The 19,525-nt window shown below is 55.5% G+C and carries 11 protein-coding genes; 6 read left to right on the forward strand and 5 right to left on the reverse strand.

Features of this window, described 5'->3' with window-relative positions; all coding sequences use genetic code 11:
• The first annotated feature begins 25 nt into the window (after positions 1–25).
• Entirely contained in the window at positions 26–1,318 is a 1,293-nt protein-coding gene (locus Enr10x_RS21360; protein WP_145112487.1) for an NAD(P)/FAD-dependent oxidoreductase, read from the forward strand.
• 1,128 nt (positions 1,319–2,446) lie between these two features.
• Here the strand turns inward: Enr10x_RS21360 and Enr10x_RS21365 are convergent.
• From Enr10x_RS21365 to Enr10x_RS21380, 4 genes are all read right to left on the reverse strand, one after another.
• A complete protein-coding gene (locus tag Enr10x_RS21365) occupies positions 2,447–3,658 on the reverse strand; it encodes an IS4 family transposase (RefSeq protein ID WP_145110800.1) in 1,212 nt (403 codons plus the stop codon).
• Positions 3,659–4,045: 387 nt separating this feature from the next.
• Positions 4,046–4,891, reverse strand: a complete 846-nt coding sequence (locus Enr10x_RS21370) for a 3-keto-disaccharide hydrolase (RefSeq protein ID WP_145112489.1) — start codon at positions 4,889–4,891, stop codon at positions 4,046–4,048.
• A 264-nt stretch (positions 4,892–5,155) separates the two neighbouring features.
• On the reverse strand, positions 5,156–6,166 hold the full coding sequence (gene folE2, locus Enr10x_RS21375) for a GTP cyclohydrolase FolE2 (protein WP_145451308.1): 1,011 nt from the start codon (positions 6,164–6,166) through the stop codon (positions 5,156–5,158).
• A 342-nt stretch (positions 6,167–6,508) separates the two neighbouring features.
• Positions 6,509–7,471 (reverse strand): tetratricopeptide repeat protein, encoded by a 963-nt coding sequence (locus Enr10x_RS21380; protein ID WP_197996139.1) that lies wholly within the window; start codon positions 7,469–7,471, stop codon positions 6,509–6,511.
• A gap of 721 nt (positions 7,472–8,192) precedes the next feature.
• Between Enr10x_RS21380 and Enr10x_RS21385 the strand changes: the two genes are divergently transcribed.
• From Enr10x_RS21385 to Enr10x_RS21405, 5 genes are all read left to right on the forward strand, one after another.
• Positions 8,193–9,398, forward strand: coding sequence for a hypothetical protein (locus Enr10x_RS21385; protein WP_145451309.1), 1,206 nt, complete (start codon positions 8,193–8,195; stop codon positions 9,396–9,398).
• Between the two features lie 131 nt (positions 9,399–9,529).
• Positions 9,530–11,245, forward strand: a complete 1,716-nt coding sequence (polX, locus tag Enr10x_RS21390; RefSeq protein WP_145451310.1) for a DNA polymerase/3'-5' exonuclease PolX — start codon at positions 9,530–9,532, stop codon at positions 11,243–11,245.
• 76 nt (positions 11,246–11,321) lie between these two features.
• Positions 11,322–12,809: an AAA family ATPase gene (locus Enr10x_RS21395; protein ID WP_145451311.1), complete on the forward strand. Its 1,488-nt coding sequence runs from the start codon at positions 11,322–11,324 to the stop codon at positions 12,807–12,809.
• Between the two features lie 472 nt (positions 12,810–13,281).
• Positions 13,282–13,875, forward strand: a complete 594-nt coding sequence (locus Enr10x_RS21400; protein ID WP_145451312.1) for a hypothetical protein — start codon at positions 13,282–13,284, stop codon at positions 13,873–13,875.
• 133 nt (positions 13,876–14,008) lie between these two features.
• On the forward strand, positions 14,009–18,184 hold the full coding sequence (locus Enr10x_RS21405) for a c-type cytochrome (RefSeq protein ID WP_197997316.1): 4,176 nt from the start codon (positions 14,009–14,011) through the stop codon (positions 18,182–18,184).
• Here Enr10x_RS21405 and Enr10x_RS21410 read toward each other — a convergent pair.
• On the reverse strand, positions 18,147–19,502 hold the full coding sequence (locus Enr10x_RS21410; RefSeq protein ID WP_145112504.1) for a DUF1700 domain-containing protein: 1,356 nt from the start codon (positions 19,500–19,502) through the stop codon (positions 18,147–18,149). The two genes, Enr10x_RS21405 and Enr10x_RS21410, sit on opposite strands and share 38 nt — an antisense overlap.
• Between the last annotated feature and the right edge of the window lie 23 nt (positions 19,503–19,525).

A 19,525-nucleotide genomic window follows, 5' to 3' on the forward strand; every position in this document is an offset into this window, starting at 1 on the left:
CCATTTGTAGATGTAAAGGCTTTCCATGATTGACACACAGACAACAGAACAGCCTGACCTCGATACCGAATACGATGTAATTATCATCGGCGCCGGCCCGGCCGGTACCGCGACCGGAGCGCTGCTCGCCGAACAGGGCCGCAAAACCCTGATCGTCGACCGCGCCCATTTCCCCCGCTTCCACGTCGGCGAATCACTGATCCCCGAAACCTACTGGCCCCTCAAACGATTGGGCCTGATCGATCAGTTGAAAGAAACCGCCTTCCCCAAAAAGTTCAGCGTGCAGTTCGTCACCGACGAAGGCGTCGAGACGATGCCCTTCTACTTCAACGAATACAAACAGCACGAAAGCTCGCAGACCTGGCAGGTCCTCCGCGCTGAATTCGACCAGATGCTCGTCGACAATGCTGAGAAACAGGGTGCCACCATCCGTACCGGCACCCAGGTCCTCGATCTGCTCACTGAAGGAGAACAGGTTACCGGCGTCCGCGTGAAACTCCCCTCGCAGGAAACCCGCGAGATCAAATCCAGACTCGTCGTCGACACCAGCGGGCAGTCCGCCTTCATCGTCAACCGCCTCAAACTCAAGCAGGCTGATCCGGTCCTCCGGAAAGGCACCGTCTGGGCCCATTTCAAAAACGCCCACCGGGATGAGGGCATCGACGAAGGGGCCACCATCATCCTGCAGACCGAGGGCAAACACTCCTGGTTCTGGTACATTCCGCTCCCCGACAACGTCGTCAGCGTCGGCTGTACCGGCGATATGAACTACATGTTCGCCAAGGATCGGGGCAGCAGCGAACAGATCTTCTGGCAGGAAGTCGAACGCTGCTCCGCCATCAAACGCCGCCTGGAAAACGCCCAGCCCGACACCGAGTTCATGACCACCAAGGACTTCTCCTACCATTCCTCCCAGCCGGTAGGACCGGGCTGGATGCTGGCCGGCGACGCGCTCGGCTTCATCGACCCCGTCTACTCCAGCGGCGTCTTCCTGGCTCTCAAATCCGGAGAACTCGTTGCCGATACCATCAACGACGCCTTTGAGGCCAACGACTTCTCCGTCGAACGCCTCAGCCAGTGGTACCCCGGCTATCGCGCCGGAGTCGAGAACTTCCGCAAACTGGTCTACGCCTTCTACGCCCCTGGGTTCAGCTTCGGCAGCTTCCTCAGACAATACCCCCAGTTCAAAACCAACCTCGTCGACATCCTCATCGGCGACGTCTTCAAACCCGAAGTCGCCGAGATGTTTACCGTCATGCAGGACGAAATCCCCGAACTCGCCATGACCGACGACTCCGAAGTCGCCATGAAAAAATAATTCCGACACCGGTCTGCCACTGATCAACACAGACCGGTGTTTTTTATGCGCCGCTGTCATGCATCCCCCTTCCCTGAGACACTGATCATCGCGCCTCCCTGCGCTCACTTGACCTGAATAAATTGCCCTTGATCCGCTCGTCCCGAATCGTATGTTGCTCTAAATCTGGCTCGCGCGCGAGGCGGGTCGGCGTGCACTGGAACACTCAGAACCAGTGACGAAACGGCACCTGAATCACCGTCGATTTTCACTCTCCGTCCACCGAAACCTTTCACACTAGTCCGCAATGTTCCCTCTCCAATGTTCAAGACAAACCAGGACAAACCCCGGCCAGATAAGGACAAAATCCGGGACACACCTGGACAAAATCTGGCCACATTGGGACAAAATTTTGTCTCGACTCCCTCGTGCCCTTCAACAACATCAAAACCACGAATGAGCGGAACAGCACCAGCCACTTGTTTGATATATCGATCGCCATGTTCCAGATTTGCGTGTGCCACAGTCGGCTTGCCCGACTGTGGCCAAATCAAACAGCAACAAAAGAGAATCAAATCATCCATGCAGAATCCCCGTTTACTGAATAAAACCAATCGCAGGGTGCAGCCCTGTGTGGCTGCCCGCCAGACGATTTCCAACTCGATTCACACTTCAAAGGCAACAGCTAAATAAAGGGTGCCCCCGGATGCAATCCGGGGTGAGCACAGCGAACAAGAGGTCACAGTTCACACGAGCAGTTTAGAACCGACCATCCATGAGAAACAAACCATGTCAGGCACAAAGCATCTCCAGCAGGCCATCACACAACGACCTCCTGTTGTCTCCGACAACCCCGAATTTGATTCGGGGTCACCCGCTGAATTTACGATGACACTCCCAACCCGTTCGTGCATTTCATGGTAAATATAAAACGGCCGCGTGCCACTGTCGGCTTGCCCCAATACTGTTCGGCTCACGGTTTGCAGTTGATTGTGGATTGCAGCTTAACTCTTATGAACTGCATTTTTTAGAAGTTTTGTTTGAAGATCTCATTCAGTCATGGCTCATACACGGCTATGAAATCTTTCGAACAGCGCAGCATGAATCATCTCGTCACCAACAGTCAGCAGTCGGGCGAGGAGTCCTGTGCTATCTGGTTTCGTGGGATTGCAGACGGTTGATGTGGTTGATCAGATCATCCTCATCCGCCAGGCCACTGAAATAGAAACACAGCATTTCATATGTTCGGAGCGTCGGCTTTTTCCCTGTAATCAGACTGATTAACAGACAGGCGATCATCGCGCAATAAGTCTGTATCTGAATTCCCTGCGGGTTCTGACTCAGCAGGTGACGACAGCCAAGTACATGCTTTAAAAAACGAAAGAACAATTCAATTTGCCAGCGGTGCTGATAGATCAGCGCAATGATCTCAGCAGGCACGTCCAGCAGACTGGTTGCCACAACCAGATCCTGGCTTGCCCCCTCCCGTCTCCGTCCTCCCCGTTTAGGATGCGGAGTGACTTTGACAGTAATCCGACGCACCGGATGATCAGGGTGTTCTATTCTCCGTGACTTGGGAGACCCCAGCTGCCCTACCCGATCTTCCAGCACTCCCGCTGCCCTGGCCTCTGCGGTCAATTCACGGGATTCCTGTTCCACAAAAATGTGATCACCGCGAATTCGACACACGTAGCTGCTGCCGGCATTCACAATTGCATTAAACAGGGCATATTTTTCATAAGCACGGTCCAGGATGTAGCAACGATCTTTTTCCAGCACGTTAGTCAGCATGGATTTTTCATTACCTTCTTTGCGACCGGTGGCATCCGTCAGATCCATGCGTACCGGGATTCCCCGCAGTATTTCAAAATGAGTGTGCAGCTGCCAGCCTTTGTCCTGGCGGGTTGAAAAACAGGCCTGAGTGATCTGCGGCAGTGTTTTGAGGAACGTGCCATCCACGGCAGTCAGCGTCTGAGCCAGATCCTGGAGACGCCGATCCTGCGGCTTCTGGGCAGGCAGTTTTTCAATCAGTTCGCCTACAATTTCCCGCAGCAGTTCAGGGTCAAAGACCCGAACCGCTTCGGAAAGGGATCCCAGAGAAGACCGCGGGCAGCCCAGTTTTCGCTGGACTTTTTTGAGCTCACTGGCCTGCTGTAATCCGCGCAAAGAAGTCACGATCGGATTGAACAGGTACAGTAACTGCAGTGCGCAATACTGATCGTAAAACAGTTGCCGGTTACCGGCTTTGTCACGTTCAGTTCCCTCGGGACGCAGTCGCTTAAACAGCGGGAGAACCCGATCCAGATACTTAAGACCGGTGATGTCACAAGCTTCGATGCTATTAGTCTGTTGATTGGCCATGCTGATTCCTGTCGTTATGGCAGTATTCTATACTACCAGACGACAGTGCGCAAATATCGTGCCGAACAGTATTGGGCTTGCCCGACAGTGCTGTTATCAACACTCGAATAGTAATAAAAAAGGGTGCCCCCGGATGCAATCCGGGGTGAGCGCAGCGAACAAGAGGTCGCAGTTCTCACGACCAAGTTAGCACCAACTCTCCCATGAGAAACAAACCACATCAGGCACAACTCAGCACCAGCAGACGATCACACAACGACCTCCAGCAACCGCAAATCCTACCAGACCGCCACTCACACACGCAGATGAAAAGCCCGCACTACCAGCGCACAAAAAAGCCCTGCTCCGGTCATCACCACAGCAGGGCTGAATTCACAAACAGTGAACTTAGTCTTTCTTATACTTGGGTGCCTTGCCCAGCGGATACAGGTCCCATTTGCGAACCCACATTTCCGCCATTTCGGTCTGCACCAGCAGCTTGCCATGATCGGGCTTCGCGTCGTAGCCGCCATTCACGACCACACCGTTAACCAGGTACTTGATCTTGCCGCCCTTGCAGATCACATCCATCCGCGTCCACTCGCCGAACTCGCTTTCGACGTCGTCCTTACCGCGGAAGCCGACTTTGTCGGCCCAGTCAGGATCGCGGCCCCACCAGTTAATCCGGCCGGAACTCAGCGTGATCTCATCGCCATCTTTCTTCCAGACCTTTTCGCCGTCCCGATCTTTGGTGATGCGGGTCGTCAGCGAAGTTGGAATCGGGTCGCCGGTCTTGGGATCCTTTCCGGTCAGCACCAGGATATCGCCCACGCCCCCTTCGATGATCTGTGCTTCGATGGAAGCCATCCAGGTGTTGCCATAACCGCCGTCCGGACCATGACAATGAATCAGCACGCCGGAATCGCGGGCCCGGTCTTCCCGTTGTCCCCAGGTCTTGCCGCCCCACTTGAATTCAATCACCATGTGGTAATCGCGATAATCTTTCTTGGTGATCAGACCGCCATAACCGTCGCCGGAAATGTGCAGCATGCCGTCTTTGACGGTGAAGATCTTCTTCGGATCCTCATATTCAGTCCCCCGGTTCCAGACATACAGTCCGTCCAGGTTCTTGCCGTTAAACAGGTGAATCACACCATCTTTCGGTGCGACAGCTTTGTCCCCTGCCTCTGCTCCCACGGTACAGACAGCAGCCAGACAGACACAGGTGATTGAGAGGAGTCGTTTCAAAACCATGTTTGCTTTCCTGAGTTGGAGCGCGTTCCCAGAGCCTCGCGCCCTGTCACGCACTGATCGCAGCCCGAGTTCGGGCCAAACCAGACTAATTTCTTTAATAAAATTAAATTATTGCATCGAGCGACTCTTAGCAAGAAGGAACATCAAAAAAGTCGGTACTCTCGCGAAAATAGAAAAGCCACTACTGACCGAGTGAATCGGTGGTAGCAGAAAAAAAGCCCGCTGAAGAGCGGGCCGGTTGATGAGTCGAATTGCCAGTCTGTTTCAGGACCGCGAACTGCTGGCCACGGCAGACGCGTCGTGCGGGTGCAGGCTCTCCAGGTGATTGATCTCCACGCGGAAGTCTTTCACGCCTTCGTATGATTCCAGGGCCGCTTTCAGCTTGCGGGCCGCGTCTTCGCAGAACATCAGATTCGCGCCGTTCAACCGGGCGAATTCCTGCTCATCCTCGCGTTTGACTGCCGTCTGGACCGGAGTCGCAATCACCCGTTCCAGGTAATCGATCAGCGTTTCAATCGGGAACTCTTCCAGGTCATCACTCAGTTCCACGGTCACGTCGGCATGGCTCCGCTGACTGTGCGGCACCGCCAGGATCGCATCCGGAGTTCCCAGCCACTCGAAGATCTCATCGTGCGACAATTCACTCCGATCGCCGAAAGACCGCTCGAACGCCTGCTGGATCAACTGACGTGACAGCGCCGCCGAACAGGGGCAGGCACTGGAGTACGTTAACTGCACCGTCAGCTGATGCCGGTATTTGCCCTGCTGGTAAGCACTCTGAATCGTCACCGGATAGGCCCGCCAGCCGGCGTGATCGGAGAGCAGCGCGGGTCGCTTCATCGAATGTTCGTACTGCAGCGTCAGGTAGCTGTTGGCGCTCATGTCTGCGTGCGTCTTCACGAAGTCCTGCAGGATCTCATTCACGACAGGCATCGACAACTCCGCGTCTGCCAGTCGATTGTTCAGACTCAGAAACAGGCGGGACATGTGAATGCCCTTGACCCGCTCATCATCCAGGCTGACCGCGGCATCTGCGCGTGCCGGAGTCCGGAAGATCTCACCGGACGCATCACGCAGACGCAATACGAGTTCCACACCCGACATCCCGACCCGGTCCAGAGTCCCTCCGATATGAGGGGTGGAGTCATTGGCAACATCGGGTAAAACGCGGGACAGCGAACTGGCACCAGTGCCGGCTGAGGAAAGTGGTTGCCTGCCTTGCTCCACAGAATCCATCTGCTTGAGGTTCAGTACATCGGAAACAAATTCAAACATGCAAACGTCTTTCATCATCCAGTCTCAGGTGAAACGCAGCGTTCACTAAAGATTCTTGTATTCTTTACGGAAATCAAATCCTGCCGGTTACTATAGCAAAACCTCGCCATTATATCATTTAGTCCACTCATTTCTTTTTTCAAGTATCAAAATTCGATAAAGGACCCCGTTTTTTTGCTTTAGATCCCGTAATCACCTGATTTTACAGCGAAAATACCTCACTGGCTGCGAGTCGGATTTTCTTCGCGTTATCAACAGACAACAGGCCGACAGTTGACGGTTCCCACTGAACATAATCGCCCTGAATTCTCACCCCGCCCGTATTCGGGTGCCGGACACAGCTTACTGCAGCGGCAGGATTGCACCCGATTCAGGCTGCTTGACCACGTGTTCCCAGCCCTGGGGAGGCGTCAAAGCTTCGACAGGAATCGGCTGGGGAGCCTGGCGAATGAAGCCCGGCTGCTTCAAAGGGGTGTAGAGAGAGGCCTGTTGAATGTGCGCTGCAGAGGAATGGGTCTGCTGCGTCAGAAAATGTGACAGACGATTCGTTTCTGTATGCATGGGATTCAAGGTCAACGCCTGCGTCACCGCCGGGTACACTTTCTCCATCTGCTTCGCCTGCAGACAGGCATAGGCCACTCGATACCAGTCATCCGCGCTCGCATCCTTGCGGTTCTTCATCGATTGTTCCAGCGAGGCCACGGAATCGCTCCAGCGATGATCGGCCCCATAGGCCACACCCAGCAGCCACTGTGCCTCTGACCGCTGATCGAAGGTGGCACTCGTATTATGACAGATCGGACGCAGAATCGGCGTCGCCCGATTGTGTTCTCCCATCTTGATCTCCAGCGCCGCCAGCTTCAGTCGAGAGTCAATATTGTAAGGGTCGACCTGTAAAACACGATGATACGTTTCAATCGCTGCACTATTGAGCGAGGCCAGCTCTTCCAGTTCTCCCTTCAGAATCAGGGCCCGGATGTTCGTCGGATCCAGGTTGAGACCGAGCTCCAGGTTCTTGAGCGCATCGGTGTACTGCTTCTTTTCATACAGCAGATAGGAAAGATCGATATAAGGCCGGGGATCATCGGGCGCCAGCACCGTCGTGCGCTGCAACTGCTGAATCGCCTCTTCCGAGTAGCCGTTCGCAATCAGAAACTCAGACAACTGCTGCCTGACCGCCGCATTATTCGGGTTATTCGCCACCGCCCGCTTCAGCAACTCTGCCGCCTGTTCCTGTCGTCCACTCTCCGTCGCCACCCGTACCTGTTCCACCAGGTCCTGTGATTCCGAATCTCGTATCGCCATATTCTGCTTCCAGGACGAACATCCCGTACAGAACAGCAGCAGACTGCAGCAGAGTCCTACAACGCACGCTCCCCGTCTCAGTGACTCCAACGGAGATCTGACCAGGGAGAACAGGTTTTCGGGAAAGCCACTCATGAAATCCGTTTCACTCGTTGACCGGCAGTCCGGCACACTCAATCCATACAGCAGACAGGAATCAGCCCATAACCCCTGCCTCGACCGGCTGCGGACTGCGTAAGTTATCATTTTCCCGCGTTTGCGGGTAGAGGAACTCGCCTCGAACCGGGACCTCGACACTCTGAATCCCGCAAGCGCCTCCATCAGGTTCCCGGCTGCCGGAGACACATTCGATAAGTTTTTTTCTCACATCAACTTATCCCAATTTGTTGATCTCAATTGTGATTCCCACCTGCTCCGCTGCCCCCAGTGATGGCAGAACGCCTTTGATCAAGCAACCTTACAGTTTAGACAAAATAGTGACATTCGCGAATCCTTATAAATCATCGCGCAAAAACTTAGTCGATCCGACCTGCACAGTGATCACAATCATTGACATCGGCACGATTGTCAGGGTACAACAGGGTAACTAACGGATTAGCTACTCGCGACTTCCGATTCGGAAGGTGAGAGAAACCGGCGTGATGGACTACGTCTTCTTTCGGCATGGCTTTCTGCCCCTGGTCGTGCAACAGTGTGGCTCGATTTTAAAAAGGTCGAATGGATGATGAGTCTTTCCAAAAACGTGAATCTGAAAAAAGTGTGTCTGACAGCCGGTTGTCTGCTGGCCGTCAGCCTGGTTTCTCTTCCTGAGTCTTCTGCCGGGATTATCCCGTGGACCTACAACGCCATTTTTGGCCCCAGCCGAAATGGACCGATGTACTACGGTGCCGGATATGCTCCCGCTCCCTACACCACCAACTACGGCGGTTATGGAATGTCAAGTTCCTGTAACAGCTGTGGCACCGGCGGCTATACCACCTTTTATGGTGGCAGTCGTGCTGCGTCACGTCGCAGCTCCCGCGCCGCTTACCGCTGGTACCTGATCAACAATCCTCAGGCCGTCGGCGTCAGCTACCGCAGCTTCAATGGCGGCAATATGTATGCCTCGAACTACGCAGGCTATGCTCCCTCAGGCTGCTGTTCTCCCTGTGGTATGGGCGGTTGCTCCACCGGAGCCTGTGGCATGGGTGGCTGCAGCACTGGTTCTTGTGGCGTCTCCTACAGTCCCTCCAGCGCCAGCACTCCTACTCCCGACCCCAACAGCAAAACGACCAGTGGAGGTCAGGTTCCGGAACCTCGCGAAATTGAAAGCACTCCACCCAAAACCTATGCCGAAGAACCCATGAATCCGGAAAACAAAGTCGAAGATTCCGGCTTCGGTGAACGTCGCTACGATCGCAAAACCCCCATGGACACTCCCATGCCGGGCAGTGATGCCAAGGATCTCTTTGAACAGCCGCTGAAACGGGATGCCTCCGAAACGCCCATGCCAGGCAGCAGCACACCAGCTCCCGATTTTGGTACGCCCCCCTCTAAGCCTGACTTCGGCTCGGAACCCTCACAGCCCGATTTCGGCACCGAGAAAAAATCCGATGAAGACCTGTTCGGCACCGACAGCAACAAGGCCTTCAAGCCCACTCCGGAGGGCAAACTTCCCAACAAAACCACCATCCCCCAGAAAAAAGCAGCTCCGACCACTCAGCCGGAGAAGAAAGCACCGAAAGCAGAACAGGAAACCAACCACCTGCCACCGATGCGAGTGCGACCGCTGAACCTGGATCAGAAAATCACCTGGAAATCAGCTCCACGGGCAGAACGCCTGACGATCCGTGCCCACTTCTCGGCACCACGGATTGCCAAGCAGGACGTGCCCACGAACTCAGGCTGGTATGCCATTGATGACACAGCCAGAGTTGCCAGCAACTAACGGCTGACGACTTCAGACTTTCACAAAGTGCAAGTGCTTCACCGCCTTGCACTTTTTTTATGCGCCCGTCACGTTATGTTAAAAGGAGAGAGACCCGCACTTCATTTACTGTCACTATCCGGATTCGGAACATGCAAAACGCTGAAATCGCCCGCCAGTTTGAGGAACTCGCTGACCTGCTCGAAATCCAGGGCGCCAACCCCTTTCGCCTCCGCGCTTACCGCAATGCCGCCCGCACCATCTCCGGGCTGCCGGAATCGGTTCAGGAAATCGTCCACAACGATCCCAAAGAACTGCAGGAACTGCCGGGCATCGGCAAAGATCTGGCAGAAAAAATTCAGACCATCGTGGAAGATTCGACGCTGCCGCAACTCGAAGAACTCAAAGAGCAGATCCCTCCGGACGTCGTCCGCATGCTGGACATCCCCGGCATCGGCCCCAAGAAAGTCGCCTTCCTCTTTTCTGAACTCAACATCCATACGCTCGATGATCTCAAAGCTGCTGCGGAAAACGGCGTCATCGCCGAGCAGAAAGGGTTCGGCAAGAAAACCGAACAGATCATTCTCGAAGGTCTCGAACAGCTCAACCAGATTGGTGATCGCGTCCGGCTCGCCGAAGCCAAGGCCCAGTCCGATGCCATCATCGCCGATCTGGGCCAACTCGATTCCGTGCAGCAGATCTCCGAAGCAGGCAGCTGCCGTCGCCGCAAGGAAACGGTGGGCGATCTCGATATCCTCGTCACTTCCAGCGAACCCAATGAGGTGATGGATGCCCTCGCCGATCATGAACTGGTCAGCAAAGTCCTCGCCCGCGGCGATACCAAACAGCGCGTGCGGCTCAATTCCGGACTCGAACTCGACCTCCGCGTCGTCCCCGCAGAATCCTACGGTGCCGCCCTGATGTACTTCACCGGCTCCAAGGAACACAACATCGTCCTCCGTCGCCGTTCCCAGGACCGCGGGCTCAAGCTCAACGAATACGGGCTTTTCAAGAAAGACAAACTCGTGTCCGGCAAAACCGAAGAGGAAGTCTACAAAGCACTCGACCTCCCCTGGATCCCGCCTGAGATCCGCGAGAATCGCATGGAATTCGCCGCGGCGGAAAAGAACGAACTCCCCGACCTGATCGAACTCAAACAGATTCGCGGCGACCTGCACATGCACACCACCGCTACCGACGGTAAAGCCTCGATTCAGGAAATGGCCGAGGGAGCGCTCGCCAAGGGCTATCAGTACATCGCCATCACCGATCACTCCAAGCGCGTCACCATGGCCAACGGTCTCGACGCCAAACGGCTCCGCGCCCACTGGAAGGAAATCGAAAAGGTCCAGAAAAAAGTCCCCGACATTCAGATCCTCAAAGGCATCGAATGCGATATCCTCGAAGATGGCAGCATGGACCTCCCCGATGATGTCCTCAGCGAAGCCGACTGGGTCATCGCCGTCCTGCACTACGGACTCAAACAACCGCAGGACCAGATCAACAAACGCCTGCTCAACGCGATCCGGAATCCCCACGTCTCCATCCTGGGGCACCTCTCCGGTCGCCTGATCGGCAAACGCCCGGGGGCCGACCTCAACTACGGTGAGATTCTCAAAGCAGCCGCCGACCATGGCACGATGCTCGAAATCAACGCGCATCCCATGCGACTCGATATCGACGACATTCACGCCGCCCGCGCCAAAGAACTGGGCATCCCGATTGTCATCAACACCGACGCCCACAGCGTAGGAGGCCTGGATGTCATGCAGTACGGCGTCTACCAGGCCCGCCGCGCTGGACTGACCAAAAAAGATGTCGCCAACACCAAAACCTGGAAACAGTTTCAGAAACTTCTGAAAAAGTGACATTAAACATTAATCCGCCGCCATCGAAATTCCGTTACCACGACCAGATCCGCAGTCTGCACAGGAACGTCATGACATGTCAAATTCGCTGGAACTTTTAATCCGCTCCGGAAATCCGTTCATCGCCATCGAAACCCTGGATGAACAACGTGCCCGGGAAGTGGTACAGAAAGTCGCCCGCAATCTGAAGATGACGCTCTACGAATGGTCTGCCACCAGCGGGCTCTGCAAATCCGAACACGGGAAACTTAAACCGGCCCTCGTTCCCGGCGGCAAACCGGAACAGACGCTGAGTTTCATCCAGCAGAATACCAATGCCGACATCGTCCTGTTCAAGGACCTCGGCGCGTATTGTCGCGACAGTGTCGTCAATCGCATGCTCCGCGATTTGATGCAGACCTGTCACGACAAAAAATCGACCTTCATTCTGGTCGATGCCTTCCCGATCCCCGATGAAATCAAACGCTTCACCGTGCGCTTTGAAATCGGCTGGCCCAACGCCGAAGAACTCTCCGCGGTCATCAAACAGACCTACAACCGCATCAAGCGGGAGAGCGATTCCGAGATCACGGCCCGCCTGACCCGCCGCGAGATGGAACAGCTGGTCCTGACCATGCGCGGCCTGAGCTGCAGCGAAGTCGAACGGGTCATCAGCTCCGCCATCCTGCAGGACAACGACCTCAATGCCAACGACCTGCCACACGTCATCGAAGCCAAACGCACCCTGCTCGGCTCAACCGGCTGCCTGGAGTCGATCGCCGTCGATGTCAAACCGGATGAAGTCGGCGGTCTCCATAAACTCAAAGACTGGCTCAAGCTCCGCCGCGGCGGCTTCACACGCAAAGCACAGGAGTTCGGTCTCGAACCGCCCCGCGGGGTCCTGATGCTCGGCGTTCCCGGTTCCGGCAAGAGCCTCTGTGCCAAGATGGTCGCCTCCGACTGGAACATGCCCCTGCTCCGCCTCGATCCCGGCATGCTCTATCAGAAATTCATCGGCGAGAGTGAAAGCCAGTTGAGACAGGCCCTCTCACAGGCCGAGTCGATGGCCCCCGTCATTCTCTGGATCGATGAAATCGAAAAAGCGTTCGCCTCGGCATCTGCTTCGTCCTCGGATGGAGGTCTTTCGAAACGCATGTTCGGCACCCTGCTCGCCTGGATGCAGGATCACCGCCACCCGATCTTCATCATCGCGACCGCCAACGACATCTCCGCCCTGCCGCCGGAACTGATGCGTAAAGGCCGCTTCGATGAAGTCTTCTTCGTCGATCTCCCCAACCCAGCCGCCCGGGAACAGATCCTCAAAATCCACATTGAACGCCGCAAGCGGGATTCCGATCAGTACGACCTCCGCTCCCTGGCAGCTATGGCAGACGACTTCACCGGCTCCGAACTGGAACAGGCCGTCATGTCCGGCCTCTTCGCCGCCTTCGCCGAAAATGCAGAACTCGAAGATCGGCACATCGCTTCAGAGATTCAGAAAACCCGCCCCCTGGCTGTCGTCATGCAGGAACGCATCGCCGAACTCCGCCACTGGGCCAACAACCGCTGCGTCCCCGCCGACTGAGCACTTATCAAAACAACAAAATACATTGATCATGGGTGGGCCCGAATAGAATTCGGGCCGAGCGCAGCGAGCAGGAAGTCACAGCTCACTCCTTCAATTCAGAAACAATTTCCAATTTCAAAACCAGACCCCAGTGTGCCACTGTCGGCTCGCCCGACAGTGCTGTTCATCACACTCTCAAAGTTAAAAACGGGGAGCCCCGAATGCAATCCGGGGTGAGCGCAGCGAACAGGAAGTCACAGTTCCCACGATCAATACAAAACCAGCACCCAACCTTCTGCTCCCCCAATGTTCCCACAACCAATCATCCACGTTGATTTTTGGCAACATCGTGTCACAACATCGTTCCGGATGCCAAAAAAACAGGGTCCACCACCATTTCTTGCGATGCCGAGTTGAAAATCAGCCGGAAATGCGGGACAATTAGCCATAGTCGTAAGCTCAATCTCCTTAATTCAATCTGAGGAATTTTATGATTTCACCCACCACCTACCGCAGAGTACTGTATTCCATCCTGGGAATTTGTCTCGCGATCTATGCCTGCACAGCCGATGCAGCTGAAGATGCCGCGAAAACCAACGATGTCAAAATCAAAGACATCACACTCAAAGTGCCCGCCGACTGGAAAAGTGCTCCTCCTTCCAACAGACTCCGTCTCGCCCAGTTCGAAATCCCCGCCGTCAAAGGGGACAAAGAACCTGCCGAGCTGGTGATCTCTTCTTTCGGTGGTACCGGCGGTGGTGTCGCAGCCAACGTTTCCCGCTGGATTGGCCAGTTCAACAGCGAAGGTCGTAAAGCAAAAGTCAGCCAGGGCGAAGCCAAAGACGGCAAGTACGTCATCGTCGATATCTCAGGCACCTACAACAAATCAATCGGCCCGCCAATTCTGCGGAAAACCGAAGCGGTCCCCAACTCACGCATGATTGGTGTCATTCTGGCCGTAGAAGGCAAAGCCTACTACTTCCTTAAACTGACCGGTCCCGACAAAACCGTCTCTGGAGCAGCAGACGCACTCCGTACGTCATTCGGTGCCAGCGCCAAAGACGAAAAGCCATTCGAACAATAACGAATGGCTGATTTTTTATTTGACCCGCGACTTATTTCGGGTTCTTAACAAACCCTTTGCAGCATTGATCCACTGAAACATGAAGCTCAGCCAGTGTCTCCCTTCATCCTGGTTCAGGGGCATTCTACCCCTGTTGGCATTTCTGTCTCTCCTCTTTTTCTGCACGCTCAGTCAGAGCCGTCTGGCTGCAGCAGAAATCGATCCTGAAGAAGACGATTACCCGCCCGGGCTGCTGGGGACCTACAAAGCGGGCGGCAAACAGATTCAGCGGATCGATCCGGATATCGCCTTCGACTGGGGCCAGCAGGCACCGCTGCCGCAACTCCCCTCAGGAAAATTCACTGCTGACTGGAACAGCCTGATCCTGGTCAAACAGCCCGGCCGGTATCAGCTCTCCGCTTATCTTGTCGGGGAAGTCAAAGTTGAAATCGATGGCAAGACCGTTCTGGAAGGCAAACGCGATACCCCCGGCTGGATCGTCGGTCCCCAATACGAGCAGAACTTCGGTGAATTCGAACTGCAGGTCTCCTATCAAAAAACGGCCTCCCAGGCCCGGCTGCAGCTGTTCTGGTCCTCAAGCCAGTTCGGCCTCGAACCGATTCAGTCAAATATTCTCTATCGGGAAGAAGGCAATCTCGCTGTCGCTCAGATCTGGCGGGGTCGTACCCACTTCGACGCCCATCGCTGTAACCGCTGTCACCAGCGGGCAGGTCAGGTCACCAGTCCGGCTGCTCCCGACCTGACGCACGTCACCACCGCTCTCAATCCGGAATGGCTCGTCCGTAAAATTCAGAATGACGATGCCATCGCTGCCCATCCCAAAATGCCTGTCTTCGGCTTTAACCAGCAGGAAGCCGAATCCATCGCCGCCTATCTCTATGCCCATGCAAAACAGGCATCGCTGAAGAAAATCCCCGCCGCGAAGAAAGACAAAAAAACAAAGAAAACGCCCACCCGCGATGAAGAACAGCGGGCCGGCGAAATTCTCATGCATTCGGTCGGCTGTCTCGCCTGTCACACCATTGACGGCAAAGGCAACCAGCAGCCCTTCAGTGGCGGCGACCTGAGCAGCATCGGCGATAAACGCAATGAAACCTGGCTCTTCAACTGGCTCTCGAATCCCGAAAAGTTGAACAATGACCATCGCATGCCGGTCATCAAACTCAGCACAGACGAACGCCGACAGCTCGCCTACGCTCTCTCGGCCCTCAAACAGGCGAAACTCCGCACAGGCAAAAAACCAGCCAGCGACAAACAGCTCCTCGCCGCCGGCAAAAAACTGATCACCCAGGCCCATTGTGCCGCCTGTCATACGATCCCCGGCATCGACAAACCAACACAACAGATCGCCGATCTCTCGCAACCGGTCACCAACTGGGACAACAGCTGTCTGGCTGAAACCCCAAATCGCCAGCAGGGACGCCCCGCCTATCGCAGCATCGATCGCGAGGCCGTCAAAGCCTATCTCACCGCCAGCTTCGGTGCCCCTTCGCCGGAGAATGAATTCGATCGAGGGCGTTACGTCCTCGAACAGCGCAACTGCATCTACTGCCACGAACGGGACCGGCACGAAGGCGTCACCCCCATCGCCGGTGAGATGGCCAAATTCGATCCTGCCCTCGCCGGTCAGAGCGAAGCCATGATTCCCCCCGCCCTGACCGCAGTCGGCGATAAACTCAAACATGCAGCCCTGGCGGAAGCGGTCAGCGGACAACAGAAAACTATCCGCATGCCTTGGCTCCGCGTCCGCATGCCCCGTTTTGAACACACCGAGGCCGACAAACAGGCCCTGCTCGGCTACCTCGTCTCCCACGACCGTATTCCCGACGATGGCCCGCGCCAGCCCGGCTTCATGGTCGATTCCTCAGACGAAGACCGCGCCCAGCTGCTGATCGCCGGCCAGACCATCACCGGCGCCAAAGGCTTCAGCTGCATCTCCTGCCACGAACTGGGCGACTACAAGCCGCGCAACGTGGCCCTCGGCACCCGCGGTTCCAACCTGCTCATGCTGGGTCAACGCATGCGGAAAGAATACTTCCTCCGCTGGGTTCACAACCCGCTACGAATCGTGCCCGGCATGGAAATGCCCGCCCTCAAAAAGAGCGTCCCCAAAGTTCTGGGCGGCGACATCAACCGCCAGTTGGATGCGATCTGGCTCGGGCTGAATGACCCCGAATTCAAAGTCCCCACCAACCCCTCGGTCGTGGAACAGTTCTTTACCATCGCGGCCGGCGACCCCGCGCGGATCGTCCGGGATGTCTTCACCAATCCCAAAGAGACCGGCGGTGGATATGTGCCCCGCGCCTTCGCGGTCGGCTTTGACAACGGCAACAACCTGCTCTTCGACCTCGACCAGTTCTCCCTCGTCCAGTGGACCCTCGGCGATCTGGCCCGCCAGCGCACCGAAGGGAAAAGCTGGTACTGGGACATGGCGGGGACCCAGATTATCTCCGGTTACGATCGCGGTTTCGAACTCGTCCTCGCTTCCGCTGGCAAAGAACCGCTTAAGGTCGTCTATCCACACCTCGAAAACGGCAGTGCCGGCACATTCCGCAGTTACGAATCCCACGGCAACCGGATCACGCTCCACTACGAACTCAACTTCAAAATTGGTAACAAAGTCCACACAGTCGCCGTCAGCGAAACCTTCGAGCCCCTGCGCGGACAGGCCAGAGGCTCCGGCTGGCAGCGAGGCATCAAAGCCACCAACCTGCCGGCTGGCTATGATCTTTATGTCGGACGTCCCCGCTTCTCGAAAAGCATCGGCAGCCCGACGATCAGCGATCTTACCCGCCCCGACGAGAAGTGGCTGCACATTTCCGATAATAATTCGCACGAATTCATCAAAGCCACCGGCGATCGGGCAGACCGTGCCGCGCTGACGCTCAATTACCTCTGCGAACTCAAAGTCGATGGGCTCGACGTCAAAATCAAACCCGAACCCGATCCGACTCTGGAAAAAGTCACCAGTGCCCCCGGCTTCGACGGCGTCCGGCTTCCCCTCGATCGGGGCATCATGCCGACAGCGATGGCCTGGCGCAATGACGGTACGCTCATCTTTACCTCGCTCAAAGGGGACGTTTACCTCGCGAAAGACACCAACGGTGACGGATACGAAGATGAACTGACGCTCTTCGAAGAAGGACTCTCCGCCCCGTTCGGCATCATCGCGGACGGCAGCGACATCATTGTCTCGCACAAACCCGAAGTCCTGCGGCTCTCCGACACCGATGGAGACGGCCGGGCCGACAAACGCACGATCATTGCTTCCGGCTGGGGCTTCAACGACAACTACCATGACTGGGCCGCCGGCTGTATTCGCGACAGCCAGGGCAATCTCTACATCGGCCTGGGCAGCGATTACGCCCAGATGAAACGCCCCGACGATCAGATTCACTGGCGGGGCAAGATCCTCAAGATCACCTATAACGGCAACATCGAAGTCCTGGGCCACGCCTTCCGCTATCCCACCGGACTGGCCATCAACTCCAAAGATGAAATATATATCTCCGACCAGCAGGGGGTGCAGAATACCTTTAACGAGATCAACTTCCTGATCCCCGGCAAAGCGTACGGCGTCCCCAGCCAGTCTGACCTGCGAAACAAAGAAAATCTGGAAGAGACCCGCGCTGCGATTCAGGTCCCGCACCCCTGGACCCGCAGTGTCAACGGCCTGACCTGTATTCCGAAACAGTTCCCTTACGCCAGCCTGTTCGATCAGGGCCTGGGCTGTGAATACAACCAGCGGTTCCTGATCCGCTTCACCACACAGAAGGTTGGCGATACCGTACAGGGGGCGACTTACTACTTCACCCGCGCTGATGTGCCCCCCGATGAGTACAACTTCACTGGCCCGATGTCGGTCGCCGTCAGCCCGAAGGGCGACATCTACGTCGGCTCCATTCACGACAGCGGCTGGCTCGGCGGCCAGAATACCGGCTCGATCACGAAGCTCACTCCCAACGGCAAACTGCCCAACGGGATCAAGGAACTTCGCGCCACCCACGATGGTTTCGAACTCGAATTCTTCGAGCCCGTCGATGCGAAGAAAGCCACCGACAAAGAGGCCTACACCATCGCCGGCTATACTCGCGTCTGGAGTGGCAGCTACGCCAGCCCCGACAGCGGCCGGTACAAAGTCGAGGTCGAAGGGGTCACACTCTCCGACGATCGCAAAACGGTCCGCCTCAAGGTCAACGAGCTCAAGGAAAAATTCGTCTACGAAGTCAACTGCCAGCAGATCGGCACCGGAGACGAAAAACTCTTCCCGGTCACCGGACACTACTCAATGAACCGGATTCCCGAGTAACCGGGAACAGGTCGGGAATGTTGATTTCCCAGACATTGGGCTCCTGGTCTGTCGCGTCATAGGTTTTGTCATAGGAGTTCGCAAAGAATCCATGCACCTTTTTCAGTTCGGCTGGCGTCTTGTCTACCACCAGAGCAGGATCAATCTCAAGTTTTCTGAAGGGAGAGACAAATAATCCATTGCTTGGAAAAGCAAAGGCTCTCAGATTAAATCCCCGTATATCAAATGCGATGGTTTCCGTTGCGATCATCGGGTTTAATGTTGTTAACTGTTCCAGATCACTCTTCTCCAACAGATAGACAGTGGGTGCCTTATATTCTCCCTGGAGGATCTCTACAGTCGGATGCCAGGCCAGTTGCTGAGGATCCAGATTTTTATAATTTCCGTCGGCAGCTAAAGGACAACGGGTCGCTCGATCATTGCTCACATCAATCAGGTACACGGAGTATTCAGACTCCTCTTTCGTATCGTGCTGAAAGATCCATTTTCGATCTTGTATTTCCTGAAATGACTTCAGCTCAAAGTACTTCCCTTGTTTTAACTTAGTTAAATCAAGAGAGCGAAAATCGCATAACAGATAAACTTCATCCTCAGGTCGATCTTTCCAGTTGACCTGTAACTCGACTTCCACCTGCTGCGGGGCGTGCGCCGGACAGACGATTGTCTGTTCATATTTGCGTCCGGGAACCGTGGTAATCTGCACTGGAGAAGGAGCTTCCCCCCAGGGAGCTTTGAGATTCAAAGCATACTCCCCCCAGGGCAGCTTACCAAAATCCAGCAGTCCCTTTTCATCACTGACAGCTTCAACGGTGAAAATCGCGTTGTTACCTTCATATTTAGCCAATGCCCCTGCAAAACCCACGGCCGGCTGATCCTGACTGCCATCCCGTACCAGTTGAAACTGGATCAGATGTAGATCCCCCGACGTCTCCCCTGCTGATCGTTCCTGTGCCTGCTTGAACTGCTCCAGCATCTGCAGATTGAACGCCCGGCTTTCCTGCATCATCGACCAGGCAATCCCCACCACCGCAATACAGCACGCTGCCATCACTACAGACATTCCCGTCAGAATTCGTTGTGACATCATCTTCTCCTTCATCGCGTCCAGCCATAGCTGGCGGGCGATTTTGATCGGATCACCAAACTGTTCCAGCACGCGCCGTTTCGCCACCTGCTCGTCCGGATTCTTGTGCAACTCCCGATTCAGGGCACATACAAAATGGTCGCTGAGTTCATCGATAATATCCTGCCTCAATGAAGACGGTTCATCGTCCCGACGCGGCGGAAAATCGTCAACACTGATCTCAGGCCAGCTCACATTCACTCCTCAATCTTCACTAC

This window comes from Gimesia panareensis (assembly GCF_007748155.1).
GTDB lineage: Bacteria > Planctomycetota > Planctomycetia > Planctomycetales > Planctomycetaceae > Gimesia > Gimesia panareensis.